The 18,058-nt window shown below is 66.7% G+C and carries 21 protein-coding genes; 19 read left to right on the plus strand and 2 right to left on the minus strand.

All coding sequences use genetic code 11. The annotated features are described in order from the left end of the window. The first annotated feature begins 5 nt into the window (after positions 1–5). The 16 genes from WG208_RS07015 (at position 6) to WG208_RS07090 (ending at position 14,070) form a co-directional block, all read left to right on the plus strand. Positions 6–479 carry a low molecular weight protein arginine phosphatase gene (locus WG208_RS07015; RefSeq protein ID WP_337170624.1) on the plus strand — a complete coding sequence of 158 codons (474 nt, stop codon included), beginning with the start codon at positions 6–8 and terminating at the stop codon, positions 477–479. Next, entirely contained in the window at positions 480–1,430 is a 951-nt protein-coding gene (locus WG208_RS07020) for a shikimate dehydrogenase (RefSeq protein ID WP_337170625.1), read from the plus strand. Next, on the plus strand, positions 1,427–2,320 hold the full coding sequence (locus WG208_RS07025) for a phosphoribosyltransferase family protein (protein WP_337170626.1): 894 nt from the start codon (positions 1,427–1,429) through the stop codon (positions 2,318–2,320). Before WG208_RS07020 ends, WG208_RS07025 begins: the two co-directional genes overlap by 4 nt. A gap of 5 nt (positions 2,321–2,325) precedes the next feature. Further along, entirely contained in the window at positions 2,326–3,339 is a 1,014-nt protein-coding gene (gene gap, locus WG208_RS07030) for a type I glyceraldehyde-3-phosphate dehydrogenase (protein WP_337170627.1), read from the plus strand. 105 nt (positions 3,340–3,444) lie between these two features. Further along, on the plus strand, positions 3,445–4,641 hold the full coding sequence (locus WG208_RS07035; protein WP_337170628.1) for a phosphoglycerate kinase: 1,197 nt from the start codon (positions 3,445–3,447) through the stop codon (positions 4,639–4,641). A gap of 45 nt (positions 4,642–4,686) precedes the next feature. Next, positions 4,687–5,442: a triose-phosphate isomerase gene (tpiA, locus tag WG208_RS07040; RefSeq protein WP_337170629.1), complete on the plus strand. Its 756-nt coding sequence runs from the start codon at positions 4,687–4,689 to the stop codon at positions 5,440–5,442. Positions 5,443–5,686: 244 nt separating this feature from the next. Next, positions 5,687–6,088: a preprotein translocase subunit SecG gene (secG, locus tag WG208_RS07045; protein WP_337170630.1), complete on the plus strand. Its 402-nt coding sequence runs from the start codon at positions 5,687–5,689 to the stop codon at positions 6,086–6,088. A gap of 7 nt (positions 6,089–6,095) precedes the next feature. Next, a complete protein-coding gene (carA, locus tag WG208_RS07050; protein ID WP_337170631.1) occupies positions 6,096–7,229 on the plus strand; it encodes a glutamine-hydrolyzing carbamoyl-phosphate synthase small subunit in 1,134 nt (377 codons plus the stop codon). A 99-nt stretch (positions 7,230–7,328) separates the two neighbouring features. Further along, positions 7,329–7,664: an HU family DNA-binding protein gene (locus tag WG208_RS07055; protein WP_337170632.1), complete on the plus strand. Its 336-nt coding sequence runs from the start codon at positions 7,329–7,331 to the stop codon at positions 7,662–7,664. A gap of 173 nt (positions 7,665–7,837) precedes the next feature. Next, the gene (locus WG208_RS07060; RefSeq protein ID WP_337170633.1) at positions 7,838–8,080 is read left to right on the plus strand and encodes a MoaD/ThiS family protein; all 243 of its coding nucleotides are present in this window, start codon (positions 7,838–7,840) and stop codon (positions 8,078–8,080) included. 3 nt (positions 8,081–8,083) lie between these two features. Next, positions 8,084–8,527: a molybdenum cofactor biosynthesis protein MoaE gene (locus WG208_RS07065; RefSeq protein WP_337170634.1), complete on the plus strand. Its 444-nt coding sequence runs from the start codon at positions 8,084–8,086 to the stop codon at positions 8,525–8,527. Next, positions 8,527–9,498, plus strand: a complete 972-nt coding sequence (moaA, locus tag WG208_RS07070) for a GTP 3',8-cyclase MoaA (RefSeq protein WP_337170635.1) — start codon at positions 8,527–8,529, stop codon at positions 9,496–9,498. Before WG208_RS07065 ends, moaA begins: the two co-directional genes overlap by 1 nt. 198 nt (positions 9,499–9,696) lie before the next feature. After that, positions 9,697–10,626 (plus strand): malate dehydrogenase, encoded by a 930-nt coding sequence (mdh, locus tag WG208_RS07075; protein ID WP_337170636.1) that lies wholly within the window; start codon positions 9,697–9,699, stop codon positions 10,624–10,626. 57 nt (positions 10,627–10,683) lie between these two features. Continuing rightward, a complete protein-coding gene (locus tag WG208_RS07080) occupies positions 10,684–11,382 on the plus strand; it encodes a succinate dehydrogenase cytochrome b subunit (protein WP_337170637.1) in 699 nt (232 codons plus the stop codon). Between the two features lies 1 nt (position 11,383). Next, a complete protein-coding gene (locus WG208_RS07085) occupies positions 11,384–13,297 on the plus strand; it encodes a fumarate reductase/succinate dehydrogenase flavoprotein subunit (protein ID WP_337170638.1) in 1,914 nt (637 codons plus the stop codon). Continuing rightward, positions 13,297–14,070: a succinate dehydrogenase/fumarate reductase iron-sulfur subunit gene (locus WG208_RS07090; protein WP_337170639.1), complete on the plus strand. Its 774-nt coding sequence runs from the start codon at positions 13,297–13,299 to the stop codon at positions 14,068–14,070. The genes WG208_RS07085 and WG208_RS07090 overlap by 1 nt, the downstream gene beginning before the upstream one ends. 118 nt (positions 14,071–14,188) lie before the next feature. Here WG208_RS07090 and WG208_RS07095 read toward each other — a convergent pair whose 3' ends face one another. Then, positions 14,189–14,830, minus strand: a complete 642-nt coding sequence (locus WG208_RS07095) for a uracil-DNA glycosylase family protein (RefSeq protein WP_345786969.1) — start codon at positions 14,828–14,830, stop codon at positions 14,189–14,191. A gap of 51 nt (positions 14,831–14,881) precedes the next feature. On the opposite strand from WG208_RS07095, the gene WG208_RS07100 reads away from it, so the two are divergent. The 3 genes from WG208_RS07100 to WG208_RS07110 all read left to right on the plus strand — a co-directional run bounded on the left by WG208_RS07100 (position 14,882) and on the right by WG208_RS07110 (position 16,685). Then, on the plus strand, positions 14,882–15,091 hold the full coding sequence (locus WG208_RS07100) for a DUF2945 domain-containing protein (protein WP_337170641.1): 210 nt from the start codon (positions 14,882–14,884) through the stop codon (positions 15,089–15,091). 101 nt (positions 15,092–15,192) lie between these two features. Beyond that, positions 15,193–16,017: a c-type cytochrome gene (locus tag WG208_RS07105; RefSeq protein ID WP_337170642.1), complete on the plus strand. Its 825-nt coding sequence runs from the start codon at positions 15,193–15,195 to the stop codon at positions 16,015–16,017. Beyond that, a complete protein-coding gene (locus WG208_RS07110; RefSeq protein WP_337170643.1) occupies positions 16,014–16,685 on the plus strand; it encodes a hypothetical protein in 672 nt (223 codons plus the stop codon). Before WG208_RS07105 ends, WG208_RS07110 begins: the two co-directional genes overlap by 4 nt. A gap of 43 nt (positions 16,686–16,728) precedes the next feature. Here WG208_RS07110 and WG208_RS07115 read toward each other — a convergent pair whose 3' ends face one another. After that, complete coding sequence (locus WG208_RS07115) at positions 16,729–18,054, minus strand: DUF389 domain-containing protein (RefSeq protein ID WP_337170644.1); 1,326 nt, start codon at positions 18,052–18,054, stop codon at positions 16,729–16,731. Between the last annotated feature and the right edge of the window lie 4 nt (positions 18,055–18,058).

The raw sequence follows: 18,058 nt of genomic DNA on the forward strand, positions 1-18,058 counted from the left end.
TTCCCATGCGTCCGATGCATCTGCTGTTCGTCTGCACTGGCAACACCTGCCGCAGCCCGCTGGCTGAGGGCATCGCGCGACATCTCATCACGCAACGCGGACTCACCGACATCACGGTGGGCAGCGCGGGCACCAGCGCCTGGCCGGGTGCGTCCGCCTCTGACGGCGCTCTGCTCGTGGCGCTCGAGCACGGCGTCGAACTGGGCGATCACCGGGCGCGCACGCTGTCGCCGGAAATTGTGGCCGGCGCCGATGTCATTCTCACCATGGGCCCGCACCATCTCGATCGTGTCGAAGCCCTGGGGGGCGCGGGTCGCACGTGGATGCTCACGGCCTACACGGGCCGCGAAGCCCGTCCGGTGACGGATCCCTTCGGTGGGGATCTCGATGTGTATCGCTCCACCTACGAAGAACTCGAACAGGAAATCGGCGAGATTCTCGACAAGGTGACGACCGATCGGGCAGGGCAGTCGGGCTGAATGCGCATCGTCGCCGGCCAACGTCCTTCGCGTCTGGCGATTCTGGGTCATCCGGTCGCGCACTCGCTGTCGCCGGTGTTTCAGAATGCCGCGCTGACCGCGTGCGAACTGGCGCTGGAGTATGCGCGTTTCGATGTGAGCGCCGGGCATCTGTCAGCCGCACTGGAGACGTGCCGGGAGACCCGCACCGGAGGCAATGTCACCATCCCGCACAAGGAAGCGGTGGCCGCGGCCTGTGTGCGATTGTCGGACGTGGCCCGACGCGCCGGCGCCGTGAACACCTTCTGGTTCGAGGACGGCGCGCTGTGCGGGCACAACACCGATGTCGATGGCGCGTGGGCGACGATCACGGCGTTGCGCGGTGCGCTACGCAGCGCGGCGCGACGCCATTCATCGCAACACAGCGCAGCGCAGCGGGCCGCCGTCGACGACGCGGCACGAGCTCACGCCGTCCTGCTGGGTAGCGGAGGTTCGGCCGCCGCGGTGCTGCTGGCGCTGGCCCGATTCGAAAGATACCACATCACGATCGTCGCCCGCACCACCGACCGCGCGTCGGCGCTGCTCTCCCGTACCGGTGTCGCAGGCGCGGTGCTTCCCTTCGGGAGCGAGGCCGCACGCGCGGCACTCGGCGCCGCGGATCTGATCGTCAACAGCACATCGCTGGGCCTGCACGACGAGGATCCACTGCCGGCCGATCCGGCGGTGTTCGGCAAAAACGCCGCCGTCTTCGATCTCGTCTACCGGCCGGCGCATCATCGCAAAAACGAAAGTGGCACGCCGTGGGTCCGGGCAGCACGCGCACGCGGACTCGTGGCCGAAGACGGTCTGCGCATGCTGGTGGAGCAGGGCGCGGCCGCGTTCGAGACATGGTTTGGCATGACGGCACCGCGTCAGGTCATGTGGGACGCGCTGGGCGTGCCGATGCCGCCTCCCGACGAGGCGCGGACATGATACGCGCACCGGGGTCACCGGCACGTGAGACGTCGGCGTCCTGGCGGACATTCGTCGACGGCCTCGTCGATTTTCTGCTGCCCGGCGCCTGCGTGCTCTGCCGGCGCGCGCACTCGCCGGGGCGCGGTGGAGAGGCCACGGAAGACAGCATCGTGTGTGGCACCTGCCTGGCGCGACTGGTGCCGCTGGCACTGCCGCAGTGCGCGCGGTGCGGTCATCCCCGTCTGTCGCTGAGCATTCCGCTCCCCATCGCACGCCCAACTGCCGCCGGCCCGACCTGGCCCTCCGCCGTGGATCTTCCACCCTGCCGGTGGTGCACGCGCCTCGATCCCGCCATTCGCATCGTGCGGTCGGTTTGCCGTATGGACGACGGCACCGGTGGCGAACTGGTGCATGCGCTCAAGTACCAGGGCTGGCACCGTGTGGCCCGACCCATGGCCCGTCGCATGGCCCGTCTCGACTGGCCGCCGGACGTGCGCGAGGAGCGCGCGGCGGTGATCCCGATGCCACTCTCCACCCAGCGGCTCCGGGAACGCGGCTACAACCAGGCGGAGGTATTGGCACGGGCACTGGCTCCCCATTGGCAGGTCCCGGTGTGGCACGACATTCTGCGGCGTGAACGCCACACGGAGTCCCAGGTCCGGTTGACACCCTCGCAGCGTACGAGCAACGTTTCGGGGGCGTTTGCCGTGCCGGCTCACCGGCGCGCGATGCTGCGCGGCCAGCACGTCGTTCTCGTGGACGACGTCGTCACCACGGCCGCGACGCTCAACGCCGCCGCCCACGCGCTGCTGGAGGGCGGTGCGCGCATCATCAGCTGTGTCACTTTCGGACGGGCACCGGACTCCGGTGACCGTGCCGCTTCCGACGACGACTCACTCAGGAACTGACACGAATGGCCATTCGGGTTGGCATCAACGGCTTCGGCCGCATCGGGCGCCAGGTACTGCGCGCCGCGAAGCAGCAGGGCGTGGCGGACATCGATTTCGTCGCGATCAACGATCTCACCGACACCGCCACGCTGGCGCATCTGTTCCAGTACGATTCGGTGCACGGCACGTTCGACGGGCAGGTGGGCCACGAAGCCGACGCCATCACGATCGACGGCGATCGCATCCGCATTCTCGCCGAGCGTGAGCCGGCGAAGCTGCCGTGGAAGGAACTCGGTGTCGACATCGTGCTCGAGTCCACCGGCCGGTTCACGAAGGCGGAAGACGCCCGCAAGCACATCGAGGGCGGCGCGAAGAAGGTCATCATCTCGGCGCCCGCCACCAACGAAGACATCACCGTCGTGATGGGCGTGAACAGCGACAAGTACGATCCGGCGTCGCATCACATCATCTCGAACGCGTCGTGCACGACCAACTGTCTCGTGCCGATGGTGAAGGTCATCCGGGACACGTTCGGCTTCGTGCATGGTTCGATGGTCACCATCCACAGCTACACGAACGATCAGAGCATCCTCGATCTGCCGCACAAGGATCTGCGTCGCGCCCGCGCGGCCGCGGTGTCGATGATCCCCACCACGACCGGTGCCGCCAAGGCCACCGCGCTCGTGATCCCCGAAGTGAAGGGCAAGATCGACGGCGTGGCCGTGCGTGTGCCCACGCCCGACGTGTCGCTCACCGACCTGACGTGCATCGTGGAACGTCCGGTCACGAAGGACGAAGTGAACGCGGCGTTCAAGGCGGCCGCGGAATCGGGTCCGCTGGAAGGGGTGCTGGGCTACAGCGAAGTGCCGCTCGTGTCGGTGGACTACATCGGCAATCCGAACTCGTGCACACTCGACGCGGGCAGCACGATCGTCATCAACGGCACGATGGTGAAGATCTCCGGCTGGTATGACAACGAGTGGGGCTATTCGTCGCGCTGCGTCGATCTGCTGCGGTTCGTCGGCTCGCGCCTCTGAGCTCGTCCGGACATATCGGCCTCCATCAGGCCTGACGACAGGGAGACCGCACGGACGGGTCTCCCTGTCGTTTTCCCGGTTCCATTTCCCGCCTCGCATCCGGTGATGAACACCAAGACCATCCGCGATCTCACTCCCGCCGATCTCGCGGGCAAGCGCGCGCTCGTGCGCGTCGATTTCAACGTGCCGCTCGACGATGCCGGCAAGGTCGCCGACGACACGCGCATCACGGCGGCGCTGCCGACGATCATCACGCTGCTCGATGCCGGCGCGCGCGTGATCCTGCTGGCGCACTTCGGACGGCCCAAGGGCGCGCCGGAGGCGAAGTACTCGCTCGCGCCGGTGGCCGAGCGGCTTGCCGTGTTGCTGCCGCGTCCCGTGCATTTCCTCGCCGAGACCGTGGGCCCCGCCGCAGTGGCGGCCACGCATGCGTTGCCGGCGGGCGAAGTGCTGCTGCTCGAGAACACCCGCTTTCTGCCGGGTGAGGAGAAGAACGACGACGCCCTGTCGCAGCAGCTCGCGTTGCTGGGCGATCTCTATGTGAACGACGCGTTCGGTGCGGCGCATCGCGCACATGCGAGTACCGCCGGCGTGGCGAAATACTGCCGTCCGGCCGTGGCCGGTCTGCTCATGGAGAAGGAGCTGGCGTATCTGGGTGGTGCGCTGGCCAACCCCGCGCGACCGTTCGTGGCCATCCTGGGCGGCTCCAAGATCTCGGGCAAGATCGACGTGGTGGAAGCCCTGCTGCCCAAGGTCGATCATCTGCTGATCGGTGGCGCCATGGCTTGCACGTTCTTCCGGGCCATGGGCTTCGAAACGGGCAATTCCCTCGTGGAACCCGACCGGCTCGACATGGCGCGCGAATTGCTCGCGCGCGCCGGCAGCAAACTGGTGTTGCCGGTGGATGCCGTCATCGCGCCGGCGATGGACGCGGGCGCGCAGGCCACGGCCGTGGCCCGCGATGCGATTCCGGCCGGCCAGGCCATGTTCGATATCGGGCCGGCCAGCGTGGCGCACTATCGTACGCTCATCGAACAGGCGAAGACGGTGCTCTGGAACGGCCCGATGGGGGTGTTCGAGAAGCCGCCCTTCGATGTCGGCACGCGTGGCGTGGCCGACGCGATGGCACTGGCCACCGATCACGGCGCCACGACCATCATCGGCGGCGGCGACTCCGCGGCGGCCGTGGCCGAAGCGGGGCTCGAGTCGAAGATGTCGCATGTCTCCACCGGCGGCGGGGCATCGCTCGAATTCCTCGAAGGGAAGGACCTCCCCGGCGTGTCCGCTCTCGATCAGCGCTGATCGTTCATTTCATCACTGTTCATCACCTTCCTCGCACGCGATCCCATGTATCTCAAGCCGGTCATTGCGGCCAACTGGAAACTCAATCACGGTCCGACCGATGCGAAGGCCTTCCTGCAGCGGTTCCTCGCGCAGGCGCCCCGACTCGCCGATCGCACCGTGATCTTCTTTCCCTCGGCCATCACGCTCACCACGGTCGTCGAGGGATTGCGCGAGCGTCCGGAGATCCAGGTGGGTGTCCAGAACGTGTACACGGAAGCGCAGGGCGCCTTCACCGGCGAGAACTCGGTGCTGATGGCGCGCGACGCGGGCGCACGGGTGGTGCTCGTGGGCCATTCGGAGCGCCGCCACGTGTTCGGGGAGAGCGACGAAACGACCACGAAGAAGATGGCCCTCATCGCGCAGGCGCGTCTGATCCCGATGCTCTGCGTGGGCGAGACGTTGGCCGAGCGTGAGGCCGGACGCACGGCCGAAGTGGTGCAGCGTCAGCTCACGGCGGGGCTGGCGGAGCTCGACGACCCGCAGATCGGCGCGATCATGCTGGCCTACGAACCGGTCTGGGCCATCGGAACCGGCCGCACCGCCACTCCGGAGGACGCCGCCGAGATTCACGGCGTGCTGCGCCAGGCGCTGGTGTCCCGCGTGGGCGAGAAGATGGCGGCCACCATTCCCATCCTGTACGGCGGCTCGGTGAACCGCGGCAACGCCTCGCAGTTGCTGGCGGCGTCGGATGTGGACGGCCTGCTGGTGGGCGGGGCCTCGCTGGATGCGGATTCGTGGGCGGGGATCGTGAGGGCCTGAAACGGAGTTTCGGGTCGTGGGTTTGCGGTTTGGGGGTGAACAACCCGGTACCGGGTCTCGTGACCCGTGTCCTGTGACCCACGACCCGGTTGTTCATCTCCAAACCGCAAACCCACGCCCCATACCCCTTGCCGCCTTGTCTCCGGGCTCGCACTTCGCGATCTTTCGAGGCTCACTGGCGCGCGATCCACTTCGGGCGCGCCGCTGCAATACGTCCGTTCATGTCCGTCGCCACTGCCGCTCCATGTACACGTTCCTGCTGATCCTTCTCATCATCGACGCGCTGGTACTGGGCGCGGCGATTCTTCTGCAGTCGGGCAAGGGTGGCGGACTCGCCGCCAGCTTCGGTGGCGCGAGCTCCTCGGCCGATTCCATCATCGGCAGCCGTCAGGCGGGGAACCTCCTCACGAAGGCAAGCTGGTGGTGCGGCGGGATCTTCCTGGGTCTCGCGTTCATCCTGCAGCTCATGAGCACCCGATCGAGCGCGCCCAAGTCGGTGCTCGACCGGCTCGCGGCTCCGGCGTCGCAGGCGGCCCCCACGGCGCCGTCCAACGCCAACACGGCCGCCCCGGCCGCTCCGCTGACCCCGGACGCAGCGCCGGCCGCAGCCCCCGGCGCGACACCGGCGGCCCCCGCCAAGCCGTAAGGACGCGGTGAGCACACTCCCGCCCAAAGGGTTCCTCCTCCTCGAGGACGGAACCCTTTTTCTCGGCCGGCTCGTGGGGCCGACCCACCCCACCGTTGCCGAAATCGTCTTCACGACGGTCATGACCGGATACCAGGAGGTCTTCACCGACCCCTCGTTCCGCGGGCAGACCGTGGTCATGACGGCTCCGCAGATCGGCAACTACGGCATCAACACCGACGACCCCGAGTCGGCCCACCCGCAGGTGGCCGCGGTGGTCTGCCGCGAACTGTCGCCGACCTACTCGAGCTGGCGCGCCACGGGCGGCCTGCGCGAGTGGCTGGAAGCCGCCGGTGTGCCGGTGCTCACCGAGGTCGACACCCGCCGCCTCACCAAGCACCTGCGCAGCGTGGGCGTGATGCGTGGCGTGATCGGCCTGGGTGACAAACCCGACCAGGCCGCGCTGGCCGCACTCGACGCCTGCCCCAGCATGGAAGGGCTCGATCTGGCGACGGTCGTTTCCACGCGCGAGACGTACGACTGGGGCAATGCCCAGGCGCCGTATCACGTGGTGGCTTACGACTACGGCATCAAGCGCAACATCCTGCGGTTGTTCGAAGCACATGAATGCCGCGTCACCGTGGTGCCGTCGGACACCCCGGCCGACCGCGTGCTGGCCATGAATCCCGACGGCGTGTTCCTCTCCAACGGCCCCGGGGACCCGGCGGCGGTGAGCTACGCGCCCGAGACCATCCGGAAAATTGCCAGTACGGAAGTGCCGATCTTCGGCATCTGCCTGGGCCATCAGCTCCTCGGCCTCACGTTCGGCGGACGCACGGTCAAGATGCCCTATGGGCATCGCGGCGGAAATCAGCCGGTGAAAGACCTCGCCACGGGGCAGGTGCTCATCACCGCCCAGAACCACGGGTTTGCCGTGGCGGGCAGCCCGGAGGGCGTGGAAGGGGCACCGGAGCTGGCGGTGACCCATATCAATCTCAATGACGGGACCGTGGAAGGGCTGCGCCACCGCACCCTTCCGATCTTCGCCGTCCAGTACCATCCGGAAGCGGCGCCCGGCCCGCACGATGCGGTGCCGCTCTTCGATCAGTTCCTGTCGGCGTTGAGACAGCGTCGGGGTGAGAAGGCCCAAACGCTTGACTGATAAGCACTAAGGCCATACGTTCGCTGCGCGGGCACCGAGCCACTGCTTGGTGCTCGTCGCGTTTCCGCGCGCCTCAGCTCCGCACCCATCGCTCGCCCCATGACCAAAGCCGACCTCGTCGAGAACGTCACGGCACGCATTGCCAGAACGGCCGGACCGACGATCTCCAAGAAGGACTGCGCGCGCGTCGTCGACGCCTTCCTCGATGCCATCAAGGAAGCGATGCAGGAGCAGAAGAACATCGAGGTGCGTGGTTTCGGCACGTTCAAGATCCGCCAGCGCAAGACCCGCATGGCGCGCAATCCGCGCACGGGCTCTCCGGTGGAAGTCTCCGCGCGGCCGGTGCCCGTGTTCAAGCCCAGCAAGGAGCTGCGCGCGATGGTGGCCGGTATCGACGCCAACCTGCTCGAGGACGACGAGGACAGCGAGAGCTGAGGCGCGCACGGCACGTGCGCCGGCCCCGACCGTCTCCGATATCGTTTCCGTCGTTATTTCTCCGTTGTTTCCAGCGCCCCGCGGCTCAAGCCCGCGGGGCGCGCGTGTTTGGTGCTCGTGTCCGCTCCTTGCCCGCTTCACGCCGTCGGCCCGCCGGACGCTATCTTTCGCCCATGAGCATTCCCGTGTTGCTCTTCGCCTCGTATGCCGATGCGTTCGGTACCCGCGAACTGCTCGTGCCCCTCGGCGTGCCCTGCGCCGTGGACACGCTGGTGGCGGCGCTGCGCACCATGCCGGGCGGTGACCAGCTGCCGCCGCGGGTTCTGGTGGCGGTCAATCAGCAGTTGGCAGGCGCGGACACGTCGGTGCAGGCGGGCGACGAGGTAGCGCTCATTCCACCCGTGGCCGGGGGCTGAGCGGTGCCGTTGCTGCACGCCGCCATCGTCACCGCGCCCATCGACGTGGGTGCCCTGATCACTCGCACGCAGGACGACGGCGTGGGGGCCATCTCGGTGTTCCTGGGCACCGTGCGCGACTTCAACGATGGGCGACCGGTCACGGGCATCGAATACGAGGCCTACGAAGCCATGGCCGCCCGTGAGCTGGCGGCAGTGGCCGAGGAGGCCTGCGCGGCGACCCCGGGGCTCCGGGTGTCGGTGGAGCATCGGGTGGGGACGCTGGGTATTGGTGAGGTGAGCGTGGCCATCGTGGCCGCGCATGCCCATCGCGCGCAGGCCTGCGACGGCGCACGGGCGGTCATCGAGGCGCTCAAGCAGCGGGTGCCCATCTGGAAGCGCGAGCACTACGTGGACGGTGACCGGGTGTGGATCGATCCCACACGAACCGCGGGAGGTACGGCCTGATGCGCGACCAGTTCGGGCGATCCATCGAGTACCTGCGCATCTCGGTGACCGATCGGTGCAACTTCCGGTGCCAGTACTGCATGCCGCTGGAAGGGCTGCCGTGGCTCCCCAAGGCCGATATCCTGCGCTACGAAGAGATTGCCGACATCGTCGCGCAGCTCGCGCCACTGGGCCTCCGGCGCCTGCGCATCACCGGCGGTGAACCGACCATCCGCCCCGAGCTGCCGCGTCTCGTCCGGCTGCTGCGCGACATTCCGGGGATCGAGGACATCGCGCTGTCCACCAATGGCGTGAAGCTGCCGCAGATGGCCGGCGCGCTGGCCGATGCCGGACTGCACCGGGTGAACATCAGTGCCGATTCGCTGCGTCCGGAGCGTGTGGCGGCCATTGCCCGCCGCGATCTGGGATTTGCCCTGCATACGGCGGCCCTGGCGGCGGAACAAGCGGGCCTCGGGCCCATCAAGGTCAACGTCGTCGTCATGCGCGGCATCAATGACGACGAGCTGGGCGATTTCGCGGCGCTGACACGCGAGCATCCCTGGCATGTCCGCTTCATCGAGCTGATGCCGGTGGGAGAGCTGCGCGATCTCACCTGGGAGCACGTGGTGCCCAGCGACGAGATCCTCGCGCGGTTGTCGGCCGTGGATGCGCTCCTGCCGGATGCCACGCCCGTGCAGGGCAACGGGCCAGCGGCGTACTACCGCTACGCCGGTGCGCCGGGCTCGGTGGGCGTGATCACGCCCATGACCCATACGTATTGCGAGAAATGTAATCGGGTTAGGCTGACGGCCGACGGCCGCTTGCGGACCTGCCTGTTCGGCGAACACGAGGTGCCGCTGCGCGATGCCTTGCGACGGGGTGAACCGCTCGCCCCGCTCTTTACACGGGCACTGGCAGAAAAGCCCCGGGAGCATGCATTGCTGCAATTGCGTGTCGGCGGCTTGCGTGCGCTGAGCGAGGTGGGCGGGTAAGGCATTGCAGAGGGGCTGCACGACGGCATTCACGAGCGAAGTTGCTCGCGTGGCTATCGCACCCTATGTTGCGCAAACGCACTCATCTGGACGCCATGGCGCTCATGGCCGGTACGGTCCGTGTTGCCGACGGTACGGCGCTCCAGTTCACGTACACCGTTCTTCAGCTTCGCCAGCCGTTCGGAGATCCGGCACAACATGGTCAACAAGATCACGGTCGTAGGCGCGGGCAATGTCGGCGCCACCACGGCCCAGCGTATCGCCGAGAAGTCACTCGGCCGCACGGTCGTCATGGTGGACGTCGTCGAAGGCATCCCGCAGGGGAAGGGCCTCGATCAGTGGGAGTCGGCGCCCGTCGAAGGCTTCGACACGCGCGTCATCGGCACCAATGGCTACGAGGAGACGGCGGGCTCGGACATCGTCGTGATCACGGCCGGCATCGCCCGCAAGCCGGGCATGTCGCGTGACGATCTGCTCAACACGAACGCCGGCATCGTGAAGTCGGTGGCGGAGCAGATCAAGGCCACCTCGCCGAACGCGATCATCATCGTCGTGTCGAATCCGCTCGACGTGATGTGTCACGTGGCGAAGCATGTGACGGGCTTCCCGCGCGAGCGCGTGATCGGCATGGCCGGCGTGCTCGACACGGCGCGCTACCGCTCGTTCATCGCCGAAGCGCTCGACGTGTCGGTGCGCGACATCCAGGCCATGGTGCTGGGCGGCCATGGCGACACGATGGTGCCGCTCATCTCGTACACGACCATCAGCGGCATCCCCATCACGCAGCTCATGCCGCGTGAGCAGCTCGATGCGATCGTGCAGCGCGCCCGTGACGGCGGCGCCGAGATCGTGAAGTATCTCAAGACCGGCTCGGCGTACTATGCGCCGTCGTCGGGCGCGGTGGAGATGGTCGATGCGATCGTGCACGATCGCAAGCGCATCCTGCCGTGTGCCGCATGGCTCGAGGGTGAATACGGGATGTCGGGGCTGTTCCTCGGCGTGCCCTGCAAGCTCGGCAAGAACGGCCTCGAGAAGGTGCTCGAGATCGAACTCACCGCCGACGAAAAGGCCGCACTCGAACGCTCCGCCCAGGCGGTGCGCGAACCGATGTCGGTGCTCTCCCTCTGACCTGGCGAAACCGGCGCGGTCCCTCGGACCGCGCCGGTTTCTTCACTTACCTCGCCTATGTACGGTCTCACGCGGTTCTGGCAGAGCACGATCGGCAAGAAGATCGTGATGGCGGTGACGGGGATCATCGGAATCCTGTTCGTCATCGGCCACATGTCCGGCAACTTCCTGATGTTCAAGGGGCAGGACGCAATGCACCACTACGCATTGCTGCTCCGCACCAGCATGCCGCTCCTCTGGACGGTGCGCATCGGGTTGCTTGCAGCGGTCGTGCTGCACGTAGTATCGGCCTATCAGCTCACGATGATCTCGAAGGCCGCGCGTCCGCAGGACTACACGACGCGCAAGCCGCAGGTGACCACCCTCGCGGCGAAGACGATGAAGTGGGGCGGCGTGCTGCTGCTCGTCTTCCTGGTGTATCACATCCTCCACATGACGCTGGGCACGGTGCATCCGCAGTTCGTGCACCTCGATCCGTACAACAACCTGCGGATCGGTCTGGCCAATCCGCTCGTGGCCGGTTTCTACATCCTCGCGATGGCGGCGCTGGGCCTGCATCTCTACCACGGCGCCTGGGCCGTGACGCGCACGCTGGGCGTGGCGCGTCCGTCGCAGCATCCGCTCAAGCGCCGTATCGCGGTGGTGATCGCCATCGTCGTCGCGGTGGGCTTCGCGATCATTCCGATCGCCGCGCTCGCCGGCCTGTTCCCCGAAGCGCCGGCGCTGCAGGAAACTTCCGCGGCGGAGACGCACTGACATGATCGAACTGAACGCCAAGATCCCGAGCGGACCGCTCGAACAGAAGTGGGACAAGCACCGCTTCGACATGAAGCTGGTGAATCCGGCCAACAAGCGGAAACACCACGTGATCGTGGTGGGCGCGGGCCTCGCCGGCGCGTCCGCGGCCGCCACCATGGCGGAGCTGGGGTACAACGTCTCCTGCTTCGTCTTCCACGATTCGCCGCGCCGCGCGCACTCCATCGCGGCGCAGGGCGGCATCAACGCCGCCAAGAACTACCAGAACGACGGCGACTCGGTGCGTCGGCTGTTCTACGACACGGTCAAGGGCGGCGACTTCCGCGCCCGCGAAGCCAACGTGTACCGTCTCGCGCAGGTGTCGGTGAACATCATCGACCAGTGCGTGGCGCAGGGCGTGCCGTTCGCGCGTGAATACGGCGGTCTGCTGGCCAACCGTTCGTTCGGTGGCGCGCAGGTCTCGCGTACATTCTACGCGCGTGGGCAGACGGGGCAGCAGTTGCTGCTGGGCGCGTACCAGGCGCTGGAGCGCCAGGTCGGGCTCAAGAAGGTGCAGATGCACACCTTCGAGGAAATGCTCGACGTGGTGGTCATCAACGGCCATGCGCGCGGCATCATCACGCGCAACCTGCTCACCGGCAAGATCACGTCGCACGCGGGCGATGCGGTGGTGCTCGCCACGGGCGGCTACGGCAACGTATTCTTCCTGAGCACGAACGCGAAGTACTCCAACGTCACGGCCTCGTGGCGCGCGCACAAGAAGGGCGCGGCCTTCGCCAATCCGTGCTACACGCAGATTCACCCCACGTGCATTCCGGTGCACGGCGAACATCAGTCGAAGCTGACGCTGATGTCGGAGTCGCTGCGCAACGACGGACGGGTGTGGGTGCCCAAGAAGCAGGGCGATCATCGTCCACCCGCACAGATTCCGGAAGCGGAGCGCGATTACTACCTCGAACGGAAGTATCCGAGCTTCGGCAATCTGGCGCCGCGTGACATCTCGTCTCGTGCCGCCAAAGAAGCCTGCGACGACGGCCGTGGCGTGGGCCCCGGCGGTCTCGGGGTGTATCTCGACTTCGCCGACGCCATCAAGCGTCTGGGGCAGCAGACCATCGCCGAGCGGTACGGCAATCTGTTCGACATGTATCAGCGCATCACGGACGAAAATCCGTATCAGCAGCCGATGCGCATCTACCCGGCCGTGCACTATACGATGGGCGGTCTCTGGGTGGACTACAATCTCATGAGCACCATCCCCGGTCTGCACGTGGCCGGTGAAGCCAACTTCTCCGATCACGGTGCCAACCGTCTCGGCGCGTCGGCGCTCATGCAGGGGCTGGCCGACGGCTACTTCGTGCTGCCGTACACCATCGGCGACTATCTCGCCAGCACCAAGCTGGAGAAGGTGGACACGTCGCACGCGGAGTTCCGCGGCGCCGAGGAAGCCATCCGCGCGCAGCAGCAGCAGTTCCTGAACATGAAGGGCAAGCGCACGGTCGACAGCTTCCACAAGGAGCTGGGCAAGATCATGTGGGAATACTGCGGCATGGCCCGTGATCGCGCCGGTCTCACCAAGGCGCTGGAGCTGATTCCCGCGCTCCGGGAAGAGTTCTGGAGCAACCTGAACGTGCCGGGCAGCGCGGACTCGCTCAACCAGTCGCTGGAGCGTGCGGGCCGCGTGGCGGACTTCTTCGAACTCGGTGAACTCATGTGCCGTGACGCACTGCACCGTGAAGAGTCCTGTGGCGGGCACTTCCGCACCGAGTACCAGGAAGAAGGCGAGGCCAAGCGCAACGACGAGGAGTTCGCGTACGTGGCCGCCTGGGAATACGCGGGCGAAGGGAAGGCGCCGATTCTCAACAAGGAACCGCTGGTGTACGAAAACGTGCACCTCTCCACACGGAGCTACAAGTAATGAAGCTCACTCTCAACGTGTGGCGTCAGCCCGCGTCGCAGGCGCCAGGCCAGCTCGAGACGTACACGCTCGAAGGCGTGAGTGCGGACATGTCGTTCCTCGAGATGTTCGACATGCTGAACGAGCAGCTCACCGAGCAGGGCAAGGAGCCGGTGGCCTTCGCGCACGATTGCCGCGAAGGCATCTGCGGTTCGTGCGCGATGATGATCAACGGTCAGGCGCACGGACCGTGGAAGGGCGCGGCCACCTGTCAGTTGCACATGCGCGCGTTCAAGGATGGAGACATCATCACGGTGGAGCCGTGGCGTGCCTCGCCGTTCCCGCTCGTGAAGGATCTCGTGGTGAATCGCGGTTCGCTCGATCGCATCATCCAGGCGGGCGGGTTCATCTCGGTGAACACGGGCGGTCCGCGTGACGCCAACGAGATCCTCATCGGTAAGGACATCCTCGAAGAGTCGATGGACGCCGCGGCGTGCATCGGGTGCGGCGCGTGCGTGGCCGCGTGCCCGAACGCGTCGGCGTCGCTCTTCACCGGCGCGAAGATCTCGCACCTCGGTCTGCTGCCGCAGGGGCAGCCCGAACGCGACAAACGCGCGCTGGCGATGGTGGAGCAGATGGATCTCGAAGGCTTCGGTCACTGCACGCTCACGGGCGAATGCCAGGAAGCGTGCCCGAAGGAGATCAGCATCGACGTGATCAAGCGCATGAACCGTGACTATCTCGTGGCCAGTGCGCTTCGCCAGGAACCACGGGCCACCGCGGGTACGGGCTGACCGCGTCGGAACAACCTCGGAAAGACCGCAGTGAACGGCGACCTCGTAAAGAGGTCGCCGTTTGTTTTTCAGGGTTCCTGAAATGCAGAACGCCGATGACACGAATTGGGCGCGGGCACTACAACAGCACCGCGCGCACATCCGCCTGAAGTACCGGCAGCAGTTCCGTCTCGAACCAGGGATTGAGCTTCAGCCATCGGTTGTTGTGCCATGATGGGTGCGGGAGCGGAAACACACTGGGCGTCGTGTCGTCCCGATGGCGGCGCCAGGCGCGCACGGTTTCCGTGAGTCCCTGCTGCGTGGCGTCGTGGCCGAGGTGCCATCGTTGGGCATAACTCCCGATCACCACCAGCAACTTCAGATTCGACAGCCGGCCGAACACGCGGGGTCGCCAGACCTCCGCACATTCGCGGCGGGGCGGCAGATCGCCGGTCTTGCCCAGGCCGGGGAAGCAGAACCCCATCGGCAGGATGGCAATGCGGGACGCGTCATAGAACTCGGCGTCCGTGAGGCCCAACCATTGCCGCAGCCGGACACCCGAGGGATCGTCGAACGGACGACCGCTGCGATGCGCGCGAATGCCCGGTGCCTGGCTGGCAATGCAGATGCGCGCGGACTCGGCGAGTTGGAAGACGGGCCGAGGCTCATGATCCAACGGCGGCCCGTACCGCGGCTCGTCGCGGCAGATCCGGCAGGCCTCGATGGCCTCGCGCAGTGCCTCGAATCGCTGCGGTTCGCCGATCGACGTGACGGGCGGCATCTTGAGGACCACGATTCATGTCCCGAAGAGAGGATCAGAAGAGAGGATCAGATGACCAGACGATTCAGGATCGGCGATCACGTGCGCTGGAACTCCGAGGCGGGCCACGTATCGGGAACCATCATCGCGATCCACACGACCGATTTCGACTACAAGGGTCATGTCCATCACGCGACGGAGGACGATCCGCAGTACGAGATCAAGAGTGACAAAACGGATCATATCGCGGCGCACAAGGGCAGCGCACTCGAACACGCGTGATATCTTGCATCATGGAGCATGATGATCCGGTGATCTCACGATTTTCCCGCCACGCCTCCCGGTCACGAGCCGGTGCCATTCTGACCGCCGCGATCGTAGCAGTGTCCGCGTGCCGTCCGTCGAACGGCGACACCCCGCCTGAAGATTCCGCCCGCGCGGCGCAGGGTCCGCAGAGCAATGGTGGAGGTGACGCCCGGCGTGGTCTCGCGCTGCTCAACAATTTCCGCGACTCGCTGCCGGAGCACAGCGGCAATGCGTTGCGCTGCACGAGCTGCCACCTCGACAATGGCACGCGCACCACGGCGCTGCCATGGCTGGGCAGTGCGGCGCGGTATCCGCAATACCGGGCGCGACCGGGCTATCCGGAAAACATGGAGCGGCGCATCAACGAGTGCATCGCGCGCAGCCTCGCCGGCAGAATGCTGCCGGAGGCTGGCCGTGACATGCGCGACATGGTGGCCTACATGGAGTCGCTGCGCGATCGTCCCCGTCCGGCGGACAATCCCCAGGTGAAGCTGGTGGGGCAGGTGAGCGCGGGGCGTGAGGGGTATGCGCAGCAGTGCGCGCGCTGCCATGGAGCGAGTGGCGAAGGCGTGCCGGGGCTGGCGCCGGCCGTCTGGGGAGCCGAGAGCTATTCGGTGGGAGCGGGCATGGCGCGGCAGTACACCCTGGCCACCTTCATGCGCCACAACATGCCGTACGACCGCGCCACGATCGTCACCGACCAGCAGGCCGCCGATATCGCAGCCTACATGCTCACGCAGCCCCGGCAGGACCATCCCGGCAAGGAACGGGACTGGCCCAACGGCGACCCGCCAGCCGACGTTGCCTATGTAACGGACTCGGCGAAGACCGCCGGCAAGCCCATGCCAGCGGCGCGGCCGCTCCTGCCGCGCCGTGTGTCCCCCGATTCACTCGGCCGATGAACACCTCGCTCACTGCACACACCCCCGATCCACAGTCGCCCGGCGACCGCCGGCGCTTCCTCACGCGCCTGGCAGCGCTGGGCGCGACCTTTGGACTCGTCTCTCCGCGCGCCGCGGCCGCTTCGGCGGCCTCGGCCGTTGACGCCATGTCGCCGGGGGTCGCCGACGATCCGTGGATGTCCCGACTCTCGGGAAAGCATCGGGTGGTCTTTCATTCCCACATGCCCACCGACGCCCTGGCCATCCGCTGGGCGCTGACCTTCCTCGACACCCAGAAGAACACCTACGGGCTCACCGACCGTGACTGCGGCGTCGTGGTGGGACTCAACGGCCGGTCCATCGGCTGGCTGTTCAACGATGCGTTGTGGGCCAAGTACCCCACCATCGGCGAGGTCATGGGGACGCCGGCGTCCAGAAATCCGCAGACGGCGCTGGTGGCGTCGCTGATCCCGCGCGGCGTGATCATTCTGGCGTGCAACAATTCGCTCCGGGCCTCCGGTTCACGATTCCTGCCCGACCCGCAGCGCCGGGATGCCGCGGCCAGTGCGGCGTTCTACGAGGAGGCCCGGGCCAATCTGCTGCCCGGTGTGGAGACGGTGCCGGCCATGATCGTCACCCTGCAGCAGGCGCAGGATCGGGGCTGCCGGTATATCTACGCGGGCGGCTGACCGCCGCATGCCGGGGCGAGGAACCGCCGAGCCGAGTCCGTCTTCAGGGCAGATTCGAGATCAGCAACGAGACACGTTCCCCGGGGAAACGGGCCTGCAGGCGCGCTTCGAGGCGCTTGGGGTCGGGAGCCGCCGTGCGTCGGGCCAGACGCATGCCCACTACCAGCGTCGGCTGCGGCACCGAATCGGTGGCCAGTTGCTGCTCTCCCTCTGCCACGGTGATTTCGGTCGCCTCCGGAAACTCCGCCTGAAGCTCCTTCAGTACTTCGCGCCGCCGCCCCATGGCATTGGTGAACACCGCCAGCGCCATTTGCGCCTCCTGCAGACGCCGCTGCTGGGCGTCGTTGGGCAGACCGGCTGCCAGGTCCTGCCGGAGTTCCTGCTTGAGCGTGGACAGGTCGATCTGACCGGCGCTCTTGTACCGGAATGCCAGTTGCGCCGTTCCGCGGGCCATATCGGTGAGGCGTCCCTGCAATTCCCGCTCGACGATGGAATCAAGGGGTTGACCGGCGAGCGTCAGCGTGAGGGTGCGGGCCCGTGCATCGACGGTGTTGGCCAACACAAGAATGCGTGGATCAGCCACGGCTTCGGTCAGCAGCTTGCCGGCCGCTTCCCGGAAGAACTCCTGTCGCACCAGATCCCAAGCGAGGTAGGCACTGGGCAGCAGGGTGGCCACCACGGCCGCCCCGATGAGAAACCGAACCCGGCGGCGTACGGAATCGTGAACGGTCTGGCGTTGGGGCAGCCGCAATACCCGTACGATCAGCAACGTCGAAAACGCGATGAAGACGGCGTTGATGGAAAACAGGTACAATGCCCCCCCGAAGTACTCCAGCTTTCCTTGGGCCAGGCCATAACCAGCCGTGCACATGGGAGGCATGAGGGCGGTCGCGATGGCCACCCCGGGCACCACATTGGAAGTCTCCCGCCGGGTGAGGGCGACGATGCCGGCCGCTCCACCGAAAAAGGCGATGAGCACGTCCCAAAGTGTGGGTGTCGTGCGCGCCAGCAGTTCTGACTGGGCCTGTGCCAGCGGGGTGAGCAGGAAGTAGACCGTGGCCGTCGAAAAGCTGATCAGGGCGAAGAGCCCGAGGGTGCGAAGCGCCCGCTTGATGAGCTCGAAATCGCTCACTCCGGCGCCGTACCCGATAGCGACGATCGGGCCCATGAGGGGCGAAATGAGCATCGCGCCGATGATGACCGCCGTCGAATTGACGTTCAGGCCGATCGACGCGATGAAGATGGCGAAGATGAGCACCCACAGATTGGTGCCGGCGGACCGCACGCCGGCCTCCACCGCCTCGTGGATCGCTTCCGGATCCCGCTGGTCGCGCCGAAGGTCGAACGAGCGGAGCAGGGCGGGGATCATGGGC

Source organism: Gemmatimonas aurantiaca, assembly GCF_037190085.1.
Classification (GTDB): domain Bacteria; phylum Gemmatimonadota; class Gemmatimonadetes; order Gemmatimonadales; family Gemmatimonadaceae; genus Gemmatimonas; species Gemmatimonas aurantiaca_A.